The organism is Flavobacterium sp. IMCC34518 (genome assembly GCF_027111095.2).
Taxonomy (GTDB): domain Bacteria; phylum Bacteroidota; class Bacteroidia; order Flavobacteriales; family Flavobacteriaceae; genus Flavobacterium; species Flavobacterium praedii.
Genome location: NZ_CP114284.2, coordinates 1,149,244 through 1,172,636 on the forward strand (window position 1 = coordinate 1,149,244; position 23,393 = coordinate 1,172,636).

The following is a 23,393-nucleotide window of genomic DNA, read 5'->3' on the forward strand; positions in this document are numbered from 1 at the left end:
AGGAATACGGAGATGTATTCTTGTGTTATCTATCCGCGCTGTGCGTGGTAGAATGTAGCACCTTCTTTAAAAAAGTAAAGGGTTGCTAAGGTTTCATCGGGTCTTTTCCCTCCGCCTTTCGTGATAACTTTCAATAAAAATAGGAACAGTGCAAAGAAACGACATAGCGCTAACAATTGCAAATGTTTTTTTAGAAGTTTAATATTTTGGGTTTTGCTTAGTGCCTCTAAAATTAACAATTTCAATTCGACTCCTCTTAGTGTTTACTCTGTAAACCAAATAATTATTTTTATCTATAATTGCTTTGTGCAATAGTTGATGTGTTTCTGATTTTGGAAATAATTCAGGATAAAGGATAATCAGACGTGTTACTTGTTTTATTTTTTCTTCTAATTGCAAAATTTCTTTTATCGACCAGAATTCTTCCAAATAAAGAAGCACGCTGTCTAATCCCTTTTCTGCTTGTGGAGTCCACCTAGTGCTTAATGCCATTTTGAAAATTTGTCCATAATGGCTGAATGGCTTAACAACTCATTATTATCAGCTTGAGAAATTCCAATTTCAATTTCCTCTTTTTCCTGCGCTGATAATTCAGTGTACCAGTCCTTTTTGCTTGCCTTTACCAACAGTTCCAGTTTTCCTAAGAGACTTTCATCTACATTGGATAATTCTTGAATAAAATTATATTTCCTTGTTGCTAAATTCATTTTGAATTATTTTTGATATAACACAAAGATATAAATAAAAAAAACTCAAACTTTAATACAAGTTTGAGCTTTTTGTAAAAATCTTAGCTTCTCAGTAACTCAGCAACTTAAACAATTGCTTTCACGACTGCTTTTGGAGCTTCTTTACGAGTTCCGTCGAATCCGTCAACTCCGGAAACGGTGGTATATTTCATTACGTATTTTTTACCTGGATTGATAATTTGGTACGCCGCTTGACACATTAATGTAGCTTCGTGGAATCCGCAAAGGATCAATTTTAGTTTTCCTGGATAGGTGTTAACGTCCCCAATGGCAAAAATTCCAGGGATATTCGTTTGGTAATCTAAAGCGTTGTTTACTTTGATGGCATTTTTTTCGATTTCCAATCCCCAATTGCCTATTGGTCCTAATTTTGGAGTAAGACCAAAAAGTGGAATAAAATAATCGGTAGGGATATTTTGATGCGCTCCATCAATATCTACATCTACTGATTCTAAATGCTCTGCTCCGTTTAATCCAACAACTTCTCCTGGAGTAATCATTTTGATTTTTCCGGCATTTTTCAACTCTTGTACTTTTTCTACAGAATCCAAAGCTCCACGGAATTCGTTTCTGCGGTGTATCAAAGTTACCTCTGAAGCCACATTCGACAAGAAAATACTCCAGTCCAAAGCAGAGTCTCCACCTCCGGATATTACGACCCTTTTGTCTCTAAATTTCTCTGGATTTTTAATAAAATATTTGATTCCCTTATCTTCGTAAAACTCAATATCTTCGATTAAAGGTTTTCTTGGTTCAAAACTTCCTAAACCACCCGCAATGGCTACTACCGAAGCATGGAATTTTTTTCCTTTATTAGATGTTACAATAAAACTTCCGTCTTCTTGCTTATCAATCGTTTCTGCACGTTCTCCCAGAGTAAATCCCGGTTCGAACTGCTTGATTTGTTCCATTAAATTATCAACCAAATCACCTGCTAATACTTCTGGAAATCCTGGAATATCGTAGATCGGTTTCTTTGGATACAACTCTGACAATTGTCCACCTGGTTGTGGCAAAGCATCTAGAATATGACATTTTAATTTTAATAATCCTGCTTCGAAAACAGCGAATAGACCTGTTGGTCCCGCTCCTATTATAAGTATGTCTGTTTTAATCATTCTGTTTAAGTTTTTCTCCCTCCAATCTCTCCAAGAAAGAAGATATTGGGTTGAGTTCTGTTTTTATTTCTGTTTTATTTATTCTTTTTTGTCTATTAAATCTACTTATTCTTTTTTCAACGACTCTGTGATTTCGTTCATCTTTTGGACTTTTTCTTCGAAATCACCTTTCAGTGTTTTGCGATATTCATTCAGGTTTTCTACCATTTTATTGATGTCTTCCGGAATAACTTCTTCAAAAAACTGACGCAGTCTTTTGGCCGTTGTTGGTGATTTTCCATTGGTCGAAATGGCAATTTTTACGTTTCCTTTGGTTACAATGCCACCCAAATAATAATCACATAAATCCGGAGTGTCTGCAATATTGCAAATGAGATATCTTTTTCGGGACAAATCATATACTCTTTTATTAACTTTCAAATCATCCGTACAGGCAATGACCATGTTGCGTTTCTTGAGCATTTTTTTCTTGAACTTCGCTTGGGTCAATTTTACCGAAGGATGTTTTTCGACTAAGTCTTCCAATTCAGGTAAGAACTTTGGTGCTACCACCTCAACATTGGCATTGGGACTGGATTTCAACATAAAAGACAATTTTTCTAACCCTACATTTCCCCCACCCACAATAAGTACATTGAGGTTGTGCAGTTTTAAAAAAATAGGATATAATTCGTTTCTTTCCATTATAATTTTATTTCAGCAGCTACAAATTCTTCGTAAAAGCCTTTTAATTTATTGCTTTCTTTGACCACTTCTCCAATTACAATAATTGCCGGTGAGCTTAAATTCTTTTCGGCAACCACTTCTTCAATGGTATCAATTGTTCCCACACCCATTTTTTCGTTTGCTGTTGTTCCGTTTTGAATAATCGCAACTGGAATTTCTCCTTTGGATTCTTTTTGAAATAAACTAACAATTTGTGATAGTTTACTCATTCCCATCAAAATTACAACAGTTGCTGACGATTGTGCTGCGAGAGCAATATCATTAGACATATTTCTGTCGGAAGTAGTTCCTGTGATTACCCAAAAACTTTCTGAAGTTCCTCTTTTGGTCAATGAAATTCCCTGATAAGCGGGAACTGCAATTGCCGATGAAATTCCAGGAACTACAAAGGTAGGGATTCCAAAACTTTCTGCGTACTCTATTTCTTCGCTTCCTCGTCCGAAAATAAATGGATCTCCGCCTTTTAATCGAACCACGTGGCCGTAAGTTAGCGCATTATCAACAATCAACTGATTGATTTGGTCTTGCGAATATTCATGACAACCCTTTCTTTTTCCCACAAATATTTTTATGGCATCTAGAGGAGCGTGATTCATTATTTCTTCATTGGCCAAGGCATCATACAAAACCACATTCGCTTCAGCAAGTGCTTTTACACCTTTAAGGGTAAGCAAGTCTGGGTCGCCAGGACCTGCACCTACTAAAGTTACTTTAGCCCAACCCCGACCCTCCCCAAAAGGGAGGGAGTAAGAACTGTTGTAAGTTGATTTTGAATTCATTTGTCAGTATTAGGCATTAGCTAAATCTTTGGCTCTGTATGTTTCTATTTTATCAAAAAAGACAACTCCTTCTTGAATGTATTTTAGTGCAAAGGCTTCAGATGGTTCATTGGCTTTGATTTGATAAACCAAATCTTTGAAAGTAGAACCCAGTTCGATTTTTTTGCTTTCGATAAAAACCGTATCAAACAAATCGATTATTCCTGCGTGGTGGTTTGTTTTTTCGTTTTCGGCCAATAATAATGCTTTGGCTCCATTTACAAATCCTGCATAAGCCAAATAAATAGCATCTGACCATTTTTTGTCATCAAAAGCTTCCTTAGCAAATGTTAGTTTGTCTTTTGCTTCAAAGATTAAAGTTGCTACTAAGTCAATTACAACACCTGCACATTCTCCAACTCCAATTGCTTTTACGTAGTTGTCTGCATTTCCCCAATCTACAAAATCGGCTTCTGTTAAATTCGTAATATCCGAAAGCGGTTTCAATAATTCGAAAAAATATTTCTCTCCTTTGGCATCATAGTAATTCAAAAAGGATAATCCGTTTGCGTTTGCTTCAAAATCATTTAGAATAGAACGCAAAGCTTCTGGACCTCTTCGGCTTGGTATTTTTATAACTTTATCTGAAAAACGACCTTGACCATTTCCTAAATTTCCACCACCCAACAATACTTGAAGTGCTGGAGCTACTAATTTTCCGGAATTGATGGACATCCCTTGAAAACCAATTTCGGCCATATTGTGTTGTCCACAAGCATTCATACATCCACTAATTTTGATAGTGATTCCTTGATTGTTGCTGTATTGTGGATATTCTGTTGCCAATACTCTTTCTAGCTCTACTGCAATTCCAGTACTGCTTGCAATTCCAAGATTACAGGTATCTGTACCTGGACAAGCTGTAATATCACCAATAGTATCGTATCCTAAACTTACAAAATCCAATTTGGCTAATTCTTGATAGAAAAAAGGCAAATCTTCTTCTTTAATATGACGAAGAACTATATTTTGTCTTAATGAAAAACGCAATTCATTAGTAGCATAATTTTTCATTAAATCAGCCAATAGTCTCGCTTTGTCTGTATAAAAATCACCCAAAGCCACTTTGATTCCGATTGCTACATATCCAGCTTGTTTTTGAGCAAATACATTTGACTTTTTCCAAGCTTCAAAAGCTGCAGTGTCTTCAATAACAACTTTTGGTGCTGCCAACAAAGGTGCTGGAATAGCTCCTTCAAATGCAGTGGTATCGATTTCAAAAGTTTGGCAAGACAAGGCTTTTTTCTCTTCCTCTACCAATCTTAAAAACTCATCTCTGCCTAACTCTTTTACTAAAAATTTCAATCGTGCTTTCAATCGTTTGGTTCTTTCTCCATGACGGTCAAACACTCTAAGAATCCCCTCAGTTGTTGGTATAATTTGATTTACTGGAATAAATTCGGACAATAATTCGGCATGATGTGGTTGAGATCCTAAACCTCCTCCAAGCATTACTTTGAACCCTTTTTCTCCGTTTACCACTTTTGGAATAAATCCTAAATCGTGTAAATAACTCAAAGCAGTATCTTTATCCGAAGAAGAAAACGCCATTTTGAACTTACGTCCCATTTCCTGACAAACTGGATTTCTCAACAAAAATTGGAATAAAGCATGTGCATAAGGCGATACGTCAAAAGGCTCATCCACATCGATTCCAGCCGTTTCACTAGCTGTAATATTTCTTACGGTGTTTCCACAAGCTTCTCTCAAAGTAACATCGTCTTTTTCTAACTCAGCCCAAAGTTCCGGAGTTCTATCCAAACTTACATAGTGAATTTGAATGTCCTGACGCGTTGTAATGTGCAAACGTCCAGTTGAATATTCATCTGAAACTTTACAAATACGGTGCAATTGTTCACTTGTCACTTTTCCGTAAGGCAATTTGATACGAATCATTTGTACGCCTTCCTGACGCTGACCGTAAATTCCTCTTGCTAGACGAAGACTGCGAAAACGTTCGTCATCGATTTTTCCATCACGGAATAAAGCAATTTTTCTTTCTAAATCGATAATGTCTTTTTGAACAATCGGGTCTTCTATTTCGGTTCTAAAACTTTGCATTTTGTATGGTTTTAGGCTACTAGCACTGGCTCTTAGCTGTTAATCGATATCTTTTTTAATTCCTTTACTTCTTTAGCAAAAGCTAAAAACTATTTTATAAATCCAACGCCTGCAGTTGTGTTGGTTGCTGCATCAATTAAAATAAAAGCTCCATTAGATTTGTTGTCATTGTAAGCATCAAAATAAATGGCTTTGCTCAATTTAATGGTCACTTCTCCAATTTCATTTATGGCCAATTGAGTCGCTGGTGTTACTCCTGAATAATCTGTAGCGATTACGTTTTTCACACTATCAATTTTTGCCAAAACTCTATTCGTGTTGTGTTGCACAAAATATTTTGCTCCTGCCACCAATTTTTTACTGTCCATCCAACAAACCGTTGTTATGATGTCTTTTTCAATTCTAGGAAGCTCGTTTGATTTTACAATCATATCACCTCTAGTCACATTGATATCATTTTCCAATTCAATAGTGATGGAAGAACCAACGCTCGCCTCATCAAATTGTTTGTCGAAAAAGTGAATGTTCGTCACTGTAGATTCTGTTAATGAAGGAAGAACAGTTACTGCATCACCCACTTTAATATTGTTGCCGTATAATTTTCCGGCATATCCTCTAAAATCATGATATTCTTCCGTTTTTGGACGAATAACTGTTTGAACCGGAAAACGTGCTTGTCCATTATCGTAAACATCTTTTGCTTCTAAATTTTCCAAATGTTGCAGGATAGTTTGTCCTGTATACCAAGGCATTTTCCCTAATGTTTCCACCACATTATCTCCTGTCAAAGCACTCAATGGAATGTAACTTACATTTTGTTCCTTGTAAGCGCTTTTTGCGTTTAAAGCTTGGAAATCGGCTTTGATTTTGTTATAAACTTCTTCTGAATAATCAACCAAATCCATTTTGTTTACCGCAACAATCACATCTTTTACTCTCAATAAATTATTGATAAAAAAGTGACGGTACGTTTGCTCAATCACTCCTTTACGGGCATCGATCAAAATGATGGACACTTGCGAAGTTGAAGCTCCAGTAACCATGTTACGAGTGTATTCTACGTGACCCGGAGTATCGGCAATGATGTAACTTTTTTTCGCAGTCGAAAAATAAATATGCGCTACATCTATCGTAATTCCTTGCTCTCTCTCGGCAACCAAACCGTCAGTAGCCAAAGAAAAATCAAGATAATCGTATCCTTTTTGCTTGCTGCTTTTTTCTATTGCTTCTAATTTATCGGTAGTTAACGATTGTGTATCGTATAATAATCTCCCGATTAAAGTACTTTTTCCGTCATCTACACTTCCTGCTGTTGCTATTTTTAAAACTTCCATTTATTTTTTGTTTAAAGTTTAAGGTTTAAAGTTGTTTAACTTGCTCCTCAAATCTTTTAATTTTTAAATCCTTAAATCTTTCAATTGCTATTCTAAAAGTACCCTTGTTGCTTTCTTTTTTCCATAGCAGCTTCAGAGCGTTTGTCATCGATTCTGGCTCCTCTTTCAGAAATAGTCGAAATACGAATCTCTCCAACCACTTCTTGAATGGTTGCGGCATACGACTCAACTGCGGCAGTACAACTCATATCGCCAACGGTTCTGAAGCGAACAATTCGTTCTTCGATTTGTTCGTCTTCTTCTTGGTACACAAAAGGAGAGTGTGACCAAATTAAACCGTCTCTCAAAAAAACTTTACGTTTGTGTGAAAAGTAAATCGATGGAATTTCGATTTGCTCTTGTTCGATATAACTCCAAACATCCAATTCTGTCCAGTTTGAAATTGGAAAAACGCGTACGTTTTGACCATTTTCAATTTTTCCATTTAATAAATCAAACAATTCAGGGCGTTGGTTTTTTTCATCCCATTGACCAAAATCATCACGAACAGAAAAAATACGTTCTTTGGCTCTTGCTTTTTCCTCATCTCTACGGGCACCTCCAATACAAGCGTCAAATTTGAATTCTTCGATAGCATCCAATAATGTAGTCGTTTGCAAACTGTTTCGGCTGGAATATTTACCAGATTCTTCAACCACTTTCCCCTCATCAATTGCATCCTGAACATTACGAACGATTAGTTCCAATCCTAATTCGGCTACCAATCTGTCTCTAAATTCAATAGTTTCTGGAAAATTGTGACCAGTATCTACGTGCAACAATGGAAAAGGAATTTTCGCAGGGAAAAATGCTTTTTGTGCCAAACGCACTAAAGTAATAGAATCTTTACCGCCTGAGAAAAGCAAAACGGGTTTGTCGAATTGAGAAATTACTTCTCTGAATATGTAAATTGCTTCGCTTTCTAAAGCATTTGTTTTTAAAAGTGTACTCATAATATCAGCCCCCTAACCCCCGAAGGGGGAACTATTGGGGTATTTATTTGTTAATAATTTTATTTATCTCATTATTGTTTCCCCCTTCGGGGGCTAGGGGGCTGTGCAATCCGCATTCTTTATGACTGGATTCCCACGACCATCTACCTGCTCTAATATCTTCTCCTTCGGCAATGGCTCTCGTACATGGCGCGCAACCTATACTTACAAAACCTTTTTTGTGCAAAGCATTTTGTGGTACATTATTTTCATCAATGTATTTTTGAACGTCTTCTAAACTCCATTTCAACAATGGATTGAATTTTATGATATTGAAATGAGCGTCGTATTCAAAGGCTGCCAAATCGTTTCTATTTTCCGATTGCTCGGCACGCAAACCGGTAATCCAAATTTCATTTCCTTTCAACGCTTTGGTCAACGGCTCTACTTTTCGAATAAAACAACATTCTTTTCTGTTCTCCACCGATTCGTAAAAGCTGTTTGGCCCTTTTTTATTCAGCAAATTTTCTACATCGCTGGCTTCAGGAAAATAAGTTTGAATGGCTACTTTGTATTTCTTTATTGTTCTGTGAAAAACATCATAGGTTTCTTGGAATAATCTGCCCGTATCTAATGTGAATATATTGATTGGCAACTCATCCTTAGCAATTAATGCAGTTATAACCTGATCTTCCTGACCAAATGAAGTCGAAAAAACCGCTTTTCCTTTGTATTCATTAGCTAAAAAAGCCAAGGTTTCCTCAATGGAAAATCCTGCAGTTTTTTCTAATAAAGTATTTGCTATTGCTGTGCTCATTTATCTGTTCGCTTTTAATTTTAAATCCATTACCCTATCGGCTTACTAGATTACTTTGCAAAAGTAACATTTTTTTTTAAATTCAAAAATTTTTTAAATAAAATTTATAGTTTAAAAAGCGATGTCAGCCAAAGAGTTACTCTCAAGAACCTTAAGGGTATTATCCCTAACCTGAGTCATTAAGCGTCGTGCGGCACAAGTAGTTTCGTCATCACAATCATCACATTTTTCATAAAAATTGTGACTTGCACACGGAAGCAATGCAATTGGCCCTTCGAGAATGCGATATACTTTGGCCATACTGATGTCTTTTGGGTCTTTTATCAAGTAGTAACCACCGCCTTTTCCTTTTTTGGCACCCAGAAAACCAGAGTTTCTGAGTAATAACAAAATACTTTCCAAAAATTTAATCGAAATATGTTCGTTTTTAGCAATTTCGGCAATTTGAACAGGCGTATTATCCTTTTGGCGTGCCAAAAAAGTAAGTGCTTTTATTCCGTATTTTGTTTTTTTTGAAAGCATTATGATTTAAGATTGTGGATTATCATTTTTTATATGTTTACGAAACTACAAACTTTATTCTTTTGTCTACCAATTACATCTAACTATTTTAAAAATTTCCTTGCAAATTAAAGAAGTAAATTCTTTTTCAGTATAAAAATCGTGATCCTTATTTTTTATAATTTCAAAATTGATCGACAGTTTTTTAAACCAATTTTGACTTGGTACATTGCTGTCGTTTTCTCCATAATAGAGTTTTATTGCTCCATTGGCAATCTCATTTTCATAGCGCAATCTTGTTGATGAAACGGCAAAGAAATTTCTAACATTCAACCACTTCAAAGCGGCTTTCCAAGCAATTGTTCCACCAATACTAAAGGCTAGAATATCAACTTGATTCTTTTCTACTTTCAAGAGATTCTCAACTGCCTTTTCAATTCCGCCATTCACAAACTGACTGTGCAAATTTTCTTCTATATAATTGGTTTTATCAATTTCTCCCAACTCACAACAATCATAATATTGAATTTCGAAATTGTCTTTCAATAATTCAACATAATCTGAAACCCAATCTGATTTTTCTTTTCCCCACAAATCTGATAAAATGATTAATCTTGGTTTCATTTAATTATAATTTTAGAAAACCAAATTTACAATTTTAACAAATCAAAAACGGACTTCCACTGTGTCAAATTTAAATTTTTGCTTTTGCATTAAGTAAAATATCTTATAATTTTAAGTTAATTTTAGTTTTTTTCGTACAAATAAAAAACAATACGCTATTTTTACGCGACAATCAAAAAACACATAAAAATGAAAAAAAGATTTTTATTAGTTGCCTTATTATTTTCAGTCATAATAACTGCACAAACCGAAAAAGGTACTTTTGCAATTAGCGGAAAAACAGGATTAGGTTTCAATTCAACAACCATAAAATACGAGAATTCAGGAAATACAACAGATGGTCCAAAAACAAGTTCCTTTAATATCTCCCCAAGCCTTAGTTATTTTATAATTGATAATTTATCGCTAGGTTTGGATCTCAATTATAAAACCGTTACCACCAAACAGAAAACTTTCTTTATAAATTCAGGTGTTACTGGCGGATACACGATAGTTGATGAAAAAATTACTCAAAATACACTTTCAATTATACCAACCGCAACCTATTTTTTTTCCAAAGGAAAAACAAGACCTTATATAAATGCAGGGATGGGGTTTGCTAATATGAAAGAAAAAAGTAATTATTATGGTTCACTAGCAGATGGTCAAACATCTTCAAATTTTAGTACTAGCAATAATGGACTTGTTTGGGGTGCAGGTGGTGGTCTTGCCTATTTTGTTTCGAAAGCAATTGGTTTTGATTTAGGATTAGCTTATGCAAAGTATACTTATAAAGAAAATAATAGTAAAGTCAAAACAGGTTCATTAGGCGCTAATATTGGAATATCGGTATTTTTAAAATAGCAAAAAAAATGTTTTGGCAATTAATAATAACATGCCCCTGTTATAAATATAAAACCCACAGTTCGAACTGTGGGTTTTGTTATAATTATAAATCTTTATGAAAGCGCTTGATCTAAATCGGCAATAACATCGTCTACGGTTTCTAATCCTACGGAAACCCGTACCAAACCATCAGTAATACTCACGGCCAAACGTTCTTCAACGGTTAATTTACTGTGCGTTGTAGAGGCTGGATGTGTAACGATTGTTCTTGTGTCTCCTAAATTTGGTGACAAGGAGCACAATTTAATTTTATCCAAAAAAGCTCTTCCCGCTTCAAGTCCGCCTTTGATTTCAAAAGCAACAATATTGCCTCCTAATTTCATTTGCTTTTTGGCAATTTCATATTGCGGATGCGATTTCAAGAAAGGATATTTCACTTTATTCACCTGAGGATGACTTTCTAGAAATGTTGCCACTTTCAAGGCATTTTCACAATGTCTATCTAAACGAATCGCCAAAGTTTCTAAGCTTTTTGATAATACCCAAGCATTAAATGGGGATAAAGAAGGACCTGTAAGTCGAGAAAACAAATAGATTTTTTGAATCAATTCGGCATCTCCAACTGTTATTCCGCCCAAAACTCTACCTTGACCATCTATTAATTTTGTTGCCGAATGTACAACCAAATGCGCCCCCCATTTGATCGGTTGCTGTAAATAAGGTGTAGCAAAACAATTGTCAATTATCAAAATCAAATTGTGCTTTTTGGCAATAGCTCCCAACAGTTCCAAATCGATAATATCTACCGCTGGATTGGTTGGAGATTCTGCAAAAAGAATCTTTGTGTTTGGTTTTATAAAATTTTCGATGGTTTCAGGCTTATCGATATCAAAATACGAAGTTTCAATTCCCCACTTTGGAAAATAATTGACAAACAGCGAATGTGTAGCTCCAAAAACACTACTTGCCGAAACAATATGGTCTCCTGAGTTCAACAAAGCCGCCAAAGTTGAATATACGGCTGCCATTCCGGAGGCAAAGGCAAAACCCGATTCAGCACCTTCCATCTTGCAGATTTTCTCGATAAATTCGTTGGTATTGGGGTTGCTGTAACGGCTATAAATATTGCGGTCTTTCTCATCTGCAAAAGAAGCACGCATATCTTCGGCATCTTCAAATACAAAACTAGAGGTTAGGTATAAAGGCACTGAGTGTTCCTGAAATTGCGTTCTTTCTAATTGGGTACGTATGGCTTGGGTTTCAAAACCAAATTCTTGTTCGTTCATTGTTATTATTTTTCAAAAGAGTTATTTCGCAAAGATTCACAAAGCAAACACAGAGATTCGCAAAGTTTCTTTTTCTTGTTGTTTGTACAAGAATCTCTTTAAAGTTGAATATTTATAATTGTTGAATTTAGATTTTCGCTAATTCTTCTCCGTTCAAAACTACTTTATAATGTATTGTTGCTGTTGGTTCCAATGTTTTGGAAACTGAGCAGTATTTCTCAAAAGAAAGTTGTGCTGCTTTCAACGCTTTTTCTCCATTTATTGGTCCTTCCAAATAAAACACAACGTGAATATCTTTGAAAGGTTTTGCTTCTCCTACTTGTACGCGTTCACCTTCAACCTCAGCCTTGAAAGAAGTGATTTCCTGACGCTGTTTTTTTAGGATTGAAATCATATCAATTCCGCTACAACCTGCAACGCCCATTAATACTAATTCCATTGGGCTTGGTCCCATATCATTTCCTCCAAATTCCGGACGACTGTCTACATTTACAACCATTCCACGTTCGTTTTTCATTTCGAAATGGAAGTTGTCGTTTACTCTGTTAAGTGTTATTTTCATTGTTCTTTTTTTAAACGCTGATGATGCGGATTTTTTTATTGATCTCCAGTTTCTAAATTATTATTACCATTTAAATAATCATCAATTATTATTTTTGATGCATCAAAATCCAGCTCATCAACTTGAAGTTTTACAGGATTTAAACCTCCCGAAGCAACAACCCAAGGCTCAATATTGGACATATATTCATTTTGGGTAAAAACTGAAATTTCTTTTCCTTCTAATAAATTTCTAACATTCATTGCCTCAAAATACGACCCACGAAAAACTTCTACCATAACTATTTTTTTTAATGCTAATAATGCGATTTTCTAACTCAGATTCAACGATTATTTTTATTCTTAAATCAAACTCTAAAATCTGCAATCTTTTTTATTCCCCCTTCGGGGGGTAGGGGGCTACCCTTTATCCGATAATCTCAAAATATCTCCAAAAACGCCTCTCGCCGTTACTGCCGATCCAGCTCCAGCTCCTTGAATAACGATTGGTCTATCTCCATAAGATTCGGTGTAAATTTCGAAGAAAGAATCCGAACCTTTCAATCCACCCAAAGCAGTGTCTTTTGGCACCGAAACCAGCTTCACTTCTAGATTCCCTTTGTCGTTTTGCAAATCACCCGATAATTCTCCAATGTATCGCAACACGTGATTCGGTTCTTGATCTGCTTTGATTTTAGCATAAATAGGATCAAATTCTGTCAGTTTATTCAAGAAATCCGACACATCACCTTCACGCAAATGCTCCGGAATTAAATTCTCAATATTAATCTCTTCAAACTCATTTTGCAAGTCCAATTCTCTAGCCAAAATCAATAATTTTCTACCTACGTCGTTTCCGCAAAGGTCTTCTCTTGGATCCGGTTCTGTGTAACCGTTATCAATGGCCTCTTTTAATATTTCACTAAACGGAGCGTCTTTCGCAGAGAAATTGTTGAACAAATAACTCAATGTTCCAGAGAATACACCTTTGATTTTGGTAATATTTTCACCCGAAAGGTGCAATAATTTTATCGTATCAATCAATGGCAAACCAGCACCAACATTGGTTTCATAAAGATAGGTTTTTTGATTGTGTTCCAATACTTGACGCAATTGTTTGTAAAAAGCGTAACTCAACGTATTCGCTACTTTATTAGACGAAATCAAGTCGAAGCTATTCTCGGCCAATTTGATGTAATTTTCAACAAAAGCAGTAGATGCCGAGTTGTCAATCGCAATCAAATTCTCCAAGTGATGCTCATTTGCAAAAGCAATAACATCATCAATTGTATACGAAGTTCCGTTGGTTTGAATTTCATTTCTCCAATTTGGCGAAACGCCGTTTTTATTCAAAAGCACACTTTTGGAATTGGCAATCGCAAAAACATTCAGTTTGATTCCTTTGCGTTTTTCGATCGCACCAGCCGATTCCAAAATTTGGTTTATCAACGTTCCTCCTACCAATCCGTGACCAAAAATTGCAATATTGATTTTCTTCGAAACTCCAAAAATCTCTCCGTGAATCACATTCAAAGCCTTGTTCAACTCCGATTTTTTCACCACCAAACTCACGTTTTTACCCGTAACCGTGTTGTTGAAAAGGATCGGAACAATTTTGTTTTTGATTAAAGCCGTATACGGTTTATGAAACGTACTCAAATCCTGTCCGATAATAGAAATTACCGAAACATTATCGGTTACCGTAATTTTGTTAACGTCTTTTGAGTAAAAATCATTTTCAAATTCTTTCTCCAATTCAATCATCGCACGAGTCGCTTTGTCTGCATCAACCACAAGGCCAATTCCTCTTTCAGATGAACCTTGCGAGATAATACTAACGCTGATTTCGTTGTCTCCCATTACTTTAAAAATACGGGCATCAACTCCTGTTTTTCCTAGCAATCCTCGACCTTCCAAATTCACCAAAGCCACATTTTCCAGAACCGAAAGTGTTTTAATTCCTTCTTTATCTGCCCTGGAAGTGATTAATGTTCCTTGGTTTTCGTGATTGAATGTATTCAAAATACGAAGCGGAATATTTTTTTCCAACAAAGGAATAATAGTTTTTGCGTGTAAAATCGTTGCTCCAAAATTGGCCAACTCATTCGCTTCGTTAAAAGACAAATGGTCTATTTTTTTGGCATCCAAAACCAAATCAGGATTCGCCGTATAAATTCCGTCAACGTGCGTATAATTTTGAAGTTCCGTTGCATCAAGGTAATTCGCCAACAACGAAGCCGTATAATTACTACCGTTTCTTCCCAAAGTCGTAGCTTCATTTTTACTGTTGGAACCAATAAAACCAGTCACCACATTTACCGTAGTTCCGTTATGCTCTTTAAAATAAGCCACCACATTTTTCTTAGACAATTGCTCAACTGGTTGCGCATCACCATAATTCGAGTCCGTTTTTATCAAATCACGAGTATCAGCAAAGTGAGCGTTTATACCGTTTTTGATTAAAATAGCTGTCAGCAATTTAGCCGAAATGAGTTCTCCTTTTGACAAAACCTCATCTTTAATTTTCACGCTATAATCCCCAATCAGACTAACCCCTTCAAAAAGTTTTTCCAGTTTATTGAATTCTTCAGACAAATCTACATCCTCGTAAACGTCTTGTTGGTAACTTTTAAAATCCTCAAAAAGCGGTTTGTAATCCCCGTTTTTAGAGGCCAAAGCCAATATATCTTCCAGTTCATCTGTTGCGTTTCCACGTGCCGAAACCACTACAGCAATCTGCTCTCCATTAGTTACTTTTCCGGCAATAATCGCCACCACTTTATTGATTCCGTCTCCATTCGACAAAGACTTTCCTCCAAATTTTAATATCTTCATTATCTTATTTTTTAAAGTCAAAATCTCGTTCGACCGTTTTTTCTATCCGTAATAAAACCTTATTTCTTTTTAATTATCTTCTTTTGGGCGTGCCACCATTAGGGAAAGGAGCCAACTTTTCTATGCGCTCATTCGGCTCCTTTTCCTAATGCTGTCGGGCTATACGCGCTACTTTGGTAGCCAGCTTCTATCCCTCACGCATGACCAAGAACTATTTATTATAATTAGAACTTTATATTTCCTAAAGAAAAACTCCTTTAAGCAAATTATCCAATTGTTTGTATTCTATCAAGAAAGCATCGTGTCCGTGAATGGAATCAATCTCTTGAAACGTTACATTGGTTTTGTGTTTTCTCAATGTTTCGTAGGTCTCTTTATTCTCATTTACCGTAAAAAACAAATCCGAATTGATTCCGATGATGTGAATATTCCCTTCAATTTGAGAGGCTACCGAAATAAAAGACTCTCTATTTCTTGAAATGTCTATCGTTTTCAACAATTGATTCATCAACTTGTACGCTGAAAGCTGAAAACGCTTTTGCAATTTCTCACCGTGATGATTCAGCCAACTTTCGATATTAAAAACAGCCAATTCTTCATTGGTGGTTCGATCAAATTTTGCTTTGAAAGACTCCGGCGTTCTATAACACAACATGGCGTGAATGCGAGCGTCTTCAATTGGCTTAGCCGAATTATTCAAAATTTGTTCTTGCAAAAAACAATTCGCGATCAACCAATCAGTCGATTTCCAGTCGGTTGCAATCGGAATTAAATGTTTTGTGATTTGTGGTGACAATCCAGCAATTTCCCAAGCAATTCCGCCACCTACAGAACCGCCGATAATGGCGAATAATTGCTTAATTTGAAGTGTTTTTAGTCCTTCTATAAAAAGTTTGGCTACGTCTCTGGCCGTAAAATCCAAATAGTTTTCGATTACTGTATCGTCAAAACCATTACCTGGAACATTAAAAGCAAGTATGGTATATTTGTTGGTATCTATCGTTCTCTTATCACCAATAAGCACATTCCACCATCCTTTCAAACCTACCACTTGTGAATTCCCGGTTAATGCATGATTGACCAAAACAATAGGCGCTGTATGCAATGCAGGACCAAAAAGCTGATAACTCAAATTAATGGTAGCATAAAAAGCACCCCTTTCGGTAGTGAAATTTTGTATGGTAATTGTGGTTGGTTTATTTTCCAATTTCAAATCTATTTTGATTTTTTGATTTGTACCTGGAAATATTATGAAGAAAGCTAGAAAAAACTAGATAAATTCTTGTGTTATCTTTCCACGTTTGGCGTGGTAGAATGCAGCACCTTCTTCGATAAATCGAAGGGTTGCTAAGGCTTCATCGGGTCTAATCCCTCTGCCTTTCTTTATAACATTTCAATACGTTTCTGAACTTAAAGGTGCAAATTAACTACAATTTTATGAAACAACCAAATTATTATTCAATTCATCTTTGAAACAATTGTTGTTAATTAATTAAAAAATTGCCACGAATTGTACACTCGAGCTTCAGCGAACTGACAAAGAAAAATAGTACGAGTCTATCTTATCCAAAAGAAAAATTCGTTTTTTCTTAACCATGCAATTCGTGGCAAATAATTTTCACCTACACATTTCCTGTTGCATTTGTATTCTAAATAAAAAGAGTTTCATTTTCTTTAGAATACATATGAAACAATAAAGAACTTTTTCCTTTTTTTGCTTTCAAATCGAAATTCTCATCAACATGAAACCTGGTGTGATCCAACTCTTTCATCGGATTAATAGGTTCTACTTTTATTGCTTTTAAAATTGCTTTTTTTAGTAACTCAACTTTGCTTGTGATATATGTTATAGTTTTCATGATATTTTATTTTGTAATTAATGTTTCTTTTTTATGGCTTGTAGTTCAAATGTTTTGCAACATTCTCTTTCTTTTTTTATAGCACAATGAGTTTCGTTTTCTAAAAAATCAATTGTGCAATTATACTTTTACTGTTAATTCGGCAAAAACGGCTGATAAATCGGCTTTTAAATCTTCGATGTCTTCCAGTCCTACTGATAGTCGAATCAAATCTTTGGTTACTCCCGTGGCGACCTGCTCTTCATCTGACAATTGCTGATGCGTTGTACTGGCCGGATGGATAATCAAGGATTTGGTGTCTCCAATATTGGCTAAAAGCGAAAATAACTTCGTTTCATCAGCCACCTTCTTGGCCGCTTCAAAACCACCTTTTAAACCAAATGTCAACAATCCGTTTTGTCCTTTTGGCAAATACTGCTGTGCCAAATCATAATACTTACTCGACTTTAAACCCGGATAATTAACCCAAGACACTGCTTCCTGTTTCTCTAACCACTGCGCCAATGCCAATCCGTTTTCACTGTGTTTCTGGACTCGAACAGGCAAGGTTTCCAATCCCTGTATAATCTGAAAAGCATTAAACGGACTCAATGCAGCACCATAATCCCGCAATCCTTCGATTCTCACTTTGGCAATAAAGGCAGCGTTTCCAAGTGCTTCATGATATACTAATCCATGATATCCAGTTGAAGGCTCTGTAAACTCAGGAAACTTACCACTACTCCAATCAAATGTTCCTGCATCAATAACAACTCCTCCCAATGAGGTTCCGTTTCCTGAAATGTATTTGGTCAGGGAGTGAATTACAATATTAGCTCCATGTTCAATTGGGTTCAACAAATAAGGTGACGGAACTGTGTTATCTACAATAAACGGAACTTTGAACGCTTTGGCTTCCGCCGAAATGGCTTTAAGATCAAGAACGTCTAATTTTGGATTCCCTAAACTTTCTGCAAAAAATATTCTGGTATTTTCTTTTGCTGCTTTGGTAAAATTTGATGGATCGGACGGATCAACAAATGTGGTAGTGATTCCCAATCTTGGTAATGTCGCACTTAATAAATTATAGGTTCCTCCGTACAGACTATTGGAAGCTACAATATGATCTCCTGTTTTTAACAAAACCAACAATGTAGTTGCAATAGCCGCAGTTCCGGATGCGGTGACTACTGCTCCAATTCCACCTTCCAAAGCTGCTAAACGTTGCTCTAGAATATCGTTCGTAGGATTATTTAATCGTGTATATATAAATCCAGCTTCTGCAAGGCCAAATAGATTAGCAGCATGTTCCGAATTATTGAAAACATAAGAAGTCGTTTGATAAATAGGCACTGCGCGTGTACCTGCGTGTTTTGTAACGTCATGTCCTGCGTGCAATGCATTAGTTGCGAATTTATTTGAACTCATAATTTTTTATTTTTAATTTATATTTAAACAAAGCATATTCGCTTTTATATTATTTTTTAATTTCTAGTTTTCTTAGCCTTTAAAAGCAGAAAAACAAAAAACCCTTTTAGATACGTATCCAAAAGGGTTTTAAGTTATATGATAAACTTATACTTTTGGAATCAGCAGACACAAACACACATCATGGCATTGACACACATCATCGACTTCGATTTGCAAATGGCAACCTGAATGTTTGAGTAATTTTGCTTCATATTGTATTCTTAATTGTTATTTATTTTAAAAAAAAAGAGTAAAAAAAAACCTCCCTTTTAAGTGGGAGGTTTTTGCTATATATTTTTTGTATTTAAATTGTAGCTATACACACTCCCCACAGGATTCATCCTGAATGGCTTTTTTAGACATATTGCATACTTTAAACTTCATTTTTTCTTTTTTTAATTCTGTTTGACAAATATCTGAACTTTTTTTCAATAATCCTAATACTAAACGTAATTTTAATGTTTTCTAAACAAATTATTAAAATTACAACTACCTAAACACAAGGACATTACTTAAATTTAAGTTTCAAATTTTAAAATATTCCTACATTATTTTAACAAAAATTTCTCATTTTATTTTTTTTGAAACTTAAAATTAATTCAAAAACAAAAATTCTTCGTATTTTGAATGAATTGTTTGATAAAATAGTATTCCAACCAAAGCTAATAATCCAACCCCAATGATGAGTAATGGATTTGAAAAAAAAGAAAGAATAACATAACATAGAATACTAACCTCTGCGGAAGCCTTCCACAACACACCTCATACAACAAATATTGCAAATTATTAAATTCATATTGTTTATGATTGATCCTATTCAAAGGGTCAAAAATGCGAACTATTTTTTAAACCGCCAAACAAAATTCATTTTATTTTGTTAAATTCTATAGAATTAGTATAGTTTGTTAAATTCCTCTTAATTAATTAAAAAAAACAAAAGAATAATTTGCAATTCAAAATGGTTTCATACATTTGCACCCGAATACAAGAGGAAAAATTTGAACTGATTGCAACCTCTTCATAATGAATTGAATTCATTATGGATGCTGAAAAATTTTCAGTAGAAAAAATGCTAAAGCAGAAACTCTCCTTTAGCCTTTCTAGCAATTATTTTTTTCTCGATTAATTTTTAAAATTTATAATTATTATGGCATATTTATTTACGTCAGAATCTGTAAGTGAGGGACACCCAGACAAAGTTGCAGATCAAATTTCGGATGCATTAATTGATAACTTTTTGGCATTTGATGCTGACTCAAAAGTAGCTTGTGAAACATTAGTTACAACTGGTCAAGTAATTTTGGCAGGTGAAGTTAAGTCGAATACCTACTTGGATGTACAACAAATTGCACGTGATGTAATTCGCAAAATTGGTTATACAAAAAGTGAATACATGTTTGAAGCCAATTCTTGCGGTATTCTTTCGGCCATTCACGAACAATCTGCCGATATTAATCAAGGAGTTGACAGAGCTAGCAAAGAAGAGCAAGGAGCTGGTGACCAAGGAATGATGTTTGGTTACGCAACAAATGAAACTGAAAATTACATGCCTTTGGCACTTGATTTATCTCATAAATTATTGCAGGAATTAGCCATTTTAAGACGTGAAAACAATGAAATTACTTATTTACGTCCTGATGCAAAATCTCAAGTAACACTAGAATACAGCGATGACAACAAGCCAACACGTATTGATGCTATCGTAATTTCTACACAACATGACGATTTTGACGAAGAAGCGACTATGCTTGCTAAAATCAAAAAAGACATCATAGACATATTAATTCCGCGAATCATTGCAAAAAATCCTGCTCACGCACATTTATTCAATGATAAAATTCAATACCATATTAATCCAACTGGGAAATTCGTAATTGGAGGACCTCACGGAGATACAGGGTTAACAGGAAGAAAAATTATTGTAGACACTTACGGTGGAAAAGGAGCTCACGGTGGTGGTGCTTTCTCTGGAAAAGATCCTAGTAAAGTAGACAGAAGTGCGGCTTATGCTACACGTCATATCGCCAAAAACCTTGTTGCAGCTGGTGTTGCTGATGAGATTTTGGTACAGGTTTCTTATGCAATTGGTGTTGCAAAACCAATGGGAATTTTTATTGATACTTACGGAACTTCAAAAGTAAATTTGACTAATGGTGAAATTGCCAAAAAAGTAGAAGCTATTTTTGATATGCGTCCTTACTTCATCGAACAACGTTTGAAATTAAGAAACCCAATCTATAGCGAAACTGCTGCTTACGGCCACATGGGACGTACTCCAGAAACCGTAACCAAAACGTTCTCTGCTCCTGGTGGATTGACAAAAACAGTTACTGTTGATTTGTTTACTTGGGAAAAATTAGATTTCGTTGATCAAGTGAAAACAGCTTTTGGATTGTAAAAAAATCTAAAATTATTTTAATATAAAAACCGTCTTGTTTTGTTACGAGACGGTTTTTCCTTTATTACTCAATTCTTCCTTTTAATTCCAGTTTAATAACACCCGAAGTAGAATTATTGACTACTTCGATTTGTCTCGAAATTATCCCTTTGGTTTCAGGTATAAATTATACGTAAATAGATTTTTTTTGTTCCGGAAAATTTAACTTATCTAAAATAGTGCCTTCAAAAAAAACATCCTTATCACTCATTTATTCTAATACTACAAAATGTTTGACTGAAATATTTTCTATTTCACAAACCTATTTTAAAGTGACTCCTTGTTTTGCAAGACTAAAATCAATTACCTAATTTAAATAATTTAATTTAGGCATAATCATAAAATGTCATAAACAAAAGAATAAAACACTTCCATAAAAAATAATTTTTTAATCGTTTCATATTGATACACAAGGCCTAAAAAAAACAAAACTGTTAATTTGATATTAATAAATAAATAAAAAAAGCCATTTTTTAGTATTTTTGAATATAAGTTGAATAATTTTTTAAATTAAAATTTTAAAATATAATATAACTCAAATTAAAATTTATCAAATGAACACTATGAAATACTATTTAAGAATACTAGTAATTACGCTATCAATATCTTTGTTTTCAAATGCTTTAATTGCACAAAATAATAAATACAAAGACAAAAAGAACTGGGACAAAGAAGACAAAAAATGGGGTTCGTCTATCGGAGGATGGGAAAAAATAGGCAATAAAACAGTACAAAAAATAACCGAATCAGATGAGTTTAGACCCACAAGTAGAAGAACTTATTCTGCAATAAAAATTAGAGTTAAAAACAATCCTGTTACAATTAATAAAATGACTATATATTATGACAATGGTCAATCACAAGAAGTAGTATTAAGAAAATTTATTGGTCCTGGTGAGGAAACTAGAATAATCAATTTAATAGGCAACAAAAGAAGAATTGATAAAATACGCTTTTTATACAAGAGTAAAAATTTATTGGGTAGTAGAGCAGAAGTTGAAGTTTGGGCAAAAAGAAATTAAAACAACTTTTAAAAAGTACATATGCTCATCCAAATAATAGATTTATAATAAAGTATATATCTATAATTGGATTCCTAATTTAAATTTTACTCAAACAAGAAAGCCAATTCAAAATTGAATTGGCTTTCTTGTTGAAAGGAGTTTTTTTTACAATTAATTTATGAAATAGCGCTACCATTCATTTACTTTATTGGCATCCATTTTTATAAAAATGAATAATAAAATTGTAAATCCCCATAATCCAGATCCGCCATAAGAAAAGAAAGGCAAAGGCACTCCTATGGTTGGAAAAATTCCAACTACCATGGCAATATTTACAAAAAAATGAGTAAATAATATTCCTGCGACACAGTAGCCATATACTCTACTGAATTTTGTTTTTTGTCTTTCGGCAAGATAAATTATACGGAGGAATAAACCAGTAAATAACCCAATTACCACTAAAGAGCCAACAAATCCCCACTCTTCACCAACGGTTGTAAAAATATAATCCGTATGCTGCTCTGGAACGAATCCTCCTTTAGTTTGAGTACCTTCAAGGAATCCTTTCCCGAACCAACCTCCTGAACCAATAGCAATTTCAGATTGATTAGTATTATACCCAATCCCTTTCATATCGACTTGTTTCCCTAATAAAATATTAAAACGATCTCTATGGTGTTGCTTAAAAACATTTGTAAAAACATAGTTTACTGATAATACAAAACTAGATATTATAACAAAAAGTATACCGCTTAAGACAATATTCCTATCTGCTAATCTTGATTTAAAATGTATTAAAACAATTATTAATAAAGATATTAAAATAACATATTGTGGCTCCAAAACCAACGTTAACATAAAAAGTAATATGGTAACAAAACCTGTCCAAACGTACCAAGACGGTAAACCTTCTCTATACAATACTATAATAAAAATACTATATATTAATGCGCTTCCAGGATCTGGTTGCGGCAAGATTAGTAAAACTGGTAAAAAAACTATTGCTAAAGCTTGAATTTGTCTATTTAAATCTTTTAAGTTGATTTGTGTATCACTCAAATATTTAGCCAATGCTAGTGCCGTTGCTGCTTTTGCAAATTCAGAAGGCTGCAAAGTAAAACCTCCTATTCCATACCAGCAACGTTGACCCGCAATTGTTTTACCAAAAACAAACAAACCCGCTAATGATATCAAAGAGATAACAAAAATTATACTTGCATATTTTTCATAAAATTTACCGTCAATATATAATAAAATAAAAATCAAAGGAATAGATAAAACAATGAATATTGCTTGTTTTTCATAGGTCCCTTCAGTGGAAGACAATGAAGAAGAATAGATATTTAACCACCCTAAAAACACTAGTAAGATATAGATAATGATACATATCCAATCAATATTGCTTGATAAACTTTGATTTTTCATTTGATATGAATATA

22 protein-coding genes and 2 riboswitches are annotated in these 23,393 nt (G+C 34.5%); of the genes, 3 read left to right on the plus strand and 19 right to left on the minus strand.

Translation table 11 applies throughout. The annotated features are described in order from the left end of the window. Positions 1–22: 22 nt before the first annotated feature. Positions 23–130: riboswitch (SAM riboswitch) on the minus strand. A gap of 68 nt (positions 131–198) precedes the next feature. The 11 genes from OZP06_RS05080 to OZP06_RS05130 form a co-directional block, all read right to left on the minus strand. Beyond that, entirely contained in the window at positions 199–492 is a 294-nt protein-coding gene (locus OZP06_RS05080) for a type II toxin-antitoxin system RelE/ParE family toxin (protein ID WP_269223933.1), read from the minus strand. Further along, positions 483–707, minus strand: coding sequence for a hypothetical protein (locus OZP06_RS05085; RefSeq protein ID WP_269223934.1), 225 nt, complete (start codon positions 705–707; stop codon positions 483–485). Before OZP06_RS05085 ends, OZP06_RS05080 begins: the two co-directional genes overlap by 10 nt. 107 nt (positions 708–814) lie before the next feature. Next, positions 815–1,867, minus strand: a complete 1,053-nt coding sequence (locus tag OZP06_RS05090) for an NAD(P)/FAD-dependent oxidoreductase (protein WP_281324309.1) — start codon at positions 1,865–1,867, stop codon at positions 815–817. A gap of 105 nt (positions 1,868–1,972) precedes the next feature. Then, positions 1,973–2,551, minus strand: a complete 579-nt coding sequence (locus OZP06_RS05095) for a bifunctional precorrin-2 dehydrogenase/sirohydrochlorin ferrochelatase (RefSeq protein WP_281324310.1) — start codon at positions 2,549–2,551, stop codon at positions 1,973–1,975. After that, the gene (gene cobA / locus OZP06_RS05100; protein ID WP_269223935.1) at positions 2,551–3,372 is read right to left on the minus strand and encodes a uroporphyrinogen-III C-methyltransferase; all 822 of its coding nucleotides are present in this window, start codon (positions 3,370–3,372) and stop codon (positions 2,551–2,553) included. Before cobA ends, OZP06_RS05095 begins: the two co-directional genes overlap by 1 nt. A gap of 9 nt (positions 3,373–3,381) precedes the next feature. Next, the gene (locus OZP06_RS05105) at positions 3,382–5,472 is read right to left on the minus strand and encodes a nitrite reductase (protein WP_269223936.1); all 2,091 of its coding nucleotides are present in this window, start codon (positions 5,470–5,472) and stop codon (positions 3,382–3,384) included. Between the two features lie 89 nt (positions 5,473–5,561). Beyond that, on the minus strand, positions 5,562–6,806 hold the full coding sequence (locus OZP06_RS05110) for a GTP-binding protein (RefSeq protein ID WP_269223937.1): 1,245 nt from the start codon (positions 6,804–6,806) through the stop codon (positions 5,562–5,564). A gap of 92 nt (positions 6,807–6,898) precedes the next feature. Next, on the minus strand, positions 6,899–7,798 hold the full coding sequence (cysD, locus tag OZP06_RS05115) for a sulfate adenylyltransferase subunit CysD (RefSeq protein ID WP_269223938.1): 900 nt from the start codon (positions 7,796–7,798) through the stop codon (positions 6,899–6,901). Between the two features lie 43 nt (positions 7,799–7,841). Beyond that, positions 7,842–8,594 (minus strand): phosphoadenylyl-sulfate reductase, encoded by a 753-nt coding sequence (locus OZP06_RS05120; RefSeq protein ID WP_281324311.1) that lies wholly within the window; start codon positions 8,592–8,594, stop codon positions 7,842–7,844. A gap of 111 nt (positions 8,595–8,705) precedes the next feature. Continuing rightward, the gene (locus tag OZP06_RS05125) at positions 8,706–9,116 is read right to left on the minus strand and encodes an Rrf2 family transcriptional regulator (RefSeq protein ID WP_111411123.1); all 411 of its coding nucleotides are present in this window, start codon (positions 9,114–9,116) and stop codon (positions 8,706–8,708) included. Between the two features lie 66 nt (positions 9,117–9,182). Continuing rightward, positions 9,183–9,719, minus strand: coding sequence for an alpha/beta hydrolase (locus tag OZP06_RS05130; protein WP_269223940.1), 537 nt, complete (start codon positions 9,717–9,719; stop codon positions 9,183–9,185). A gap of 189 nt (positions 9,720–9,908) precedes the next feature. Here OZP06_RS05130 and OZP06_RS05135 point away from each other — a divergent pair, with 189 nt between their 5' ends. After that, the gene (locus OZP06_RS05135) at positions 9,909–10,562 is read left to right on the plus strand and encodes a porin family protein (protein ID WP_281324312.1); all 654 of its coding nucleotides are present in this window, start codon (positions 9,909–9,911) and stop codon (positions 10,560–10,562) included. A 95-nt stretch (positions 10,563–10,657) separates the two neighbouring features. On the opposite strand, the gene OZP06_RS05140 is transcribed toward OZP06_RS05135, so the two are convergent. From OZP06_RS05140 to OZP06_RS05170, 7 genes are all read right to left on the minus strand, one after another. Then, the gene (locus OZP06_RS05140; protein ID WP_281324313.1) at positions 10,658–11,830 is read right to left on the minus strand and encodes an aminotransferase class I/II-fold pyridoxal phosphate-dependent enzyme; all 1,173 of its coding nucleotides are present in this window, start codon (positions 11,828–11,830) and stop codon (positions 10,658–10,660) included. A 127-nt stretch (positions 11,831–11,957) separates the two neighbouring features. After that, on the minus strand, positions 11,958–12,392 hold the full coding sequence (locus OZP06_RS05145; protein ID WP_264566519.1) for an OsmC family protein: 435 nt from the start codon (positions 12,390–12,392) through the stop codon (positions 11,958–11,960). Positions 12,393–12,427: 35 nt separating this feature from the next. Next, the gene (locus OZP06_RS05150; RefSeq protein ID WP_281324314.1) at positions 12,428–12,670 is read right to left on the minus strand and encodes a DUF2007 domain-containing protein; all 243 of its coding nucleotides are present in this window, start codon (positions 12,668–12,670) and stop codon (positions 12,428–12,430) included. A gap of 120 nt (positions 12,671–12,790) precedes the next feature. Beyond that, complete coding sequence (gene thrA, locus OZP06_RS05155) at positions 12,791–15,205, minus strand: bifunctional aspartate kinase/homoserine dehydrogenase I (RefSeq protein ID WP_269223944.1); 2,415 nt, start codon at positions 15,203–15,205, stop codon at positions 12,791–12,793. Between the two features lie 241 nt (positions 15,206–15,446). Beyond that, on the minus strand, positions 15,447–16,412 hold the full coding sequence (locus OZP06_RS05160; RefSeq protein ID WP_269223945.1) for an alpha/beta fold hydrolase: 966 nt from the start codon (positions 16,410–16,412) through the stop codon (positions 15,447–15,449). A 77-nt stretch (positions 16,413–16,489) separates the two neighbouring features. After that, positions 16,490–16,597, minus strand: a riboswitch (SAM riboswitch). Between the two features lie 257 nt (positions 16,598–16,854). Beyond that, positions 16,855–17,064: a hypothetical protein gene (locus OZP06_RS05165; RefSeq protein WP_269223946.1), complete on the minus strand. Its 210-nt coding sequence runs from the start codon at positions 17,062–17,064 to the stop codon at positions 16,855–16,857. Between the two features lie 120 nt (positions 17,065–17,184). Beyond that, positions 17,185–18,471 carry an O-acetylhomoserine aminocarboxypropyltransferase/cysteine synthase family protein gene (locus OZP06_RS05170; RefSeq protein ID WP_269223947.1) on the minus strand — a complete coding sequence of 429 codons (1,287 nt, stop codon included), beginning with the start codon at positions 18,469–18,471 and terminating at the stop codon, positions 17,185–17,187. A 1,189-nt stretch (positions 18,472–19,660) separates the two neighbouring features. On the opposite strand from OZP06_RS05170, the gene metK reads away from it, so the two are divergent. Together metK and OZP06_RS05180 are read left to right on the plus strand one after the other, a co-directional pair. After that, entirely contained in the window at positions 19,661–20,911 is a 1,251-nt protein-coding gene (gene metK, locus OZP06_RS05175) for a methionine adenosyltransferase (protein WP_269223948.1), read from the plus strand. A gap of 593 nt (positions 20,912–21,504) precedes the next feature. Next, positions 21,505–21,972 carry a hypothetical protein gene (locus OZP06_RS05180; RefSeq protein ID WP_281324315.1) on the plus strand — a complete coding sequence of 156 codons (468 nt, stop codon included), beginning with the start codon at positions 21,505–21,507 and terminating at the stop codon, positions 21,970–21,972. A gap of 171 nt (positions 21,973–22,143) precedes the next feature. On the opposite strand, the gene rodA is transcribed toward OZP06_RS05180, so the two are convergent. Further along, positions 22,144–23,379 (minus strand): rod shape-determining protein RodA, encoded by a 1,236-nt coding sequence (rodA, locus tag OZP06_RS05185; protein ID WP_269223950.1) that lies wholly within the window; start codon positions 23,377–23,379, stop codon positions 22,144–22,146. Between the last annotated feature and the right edge of the window lie 14 nt (positions 23,380–23,393).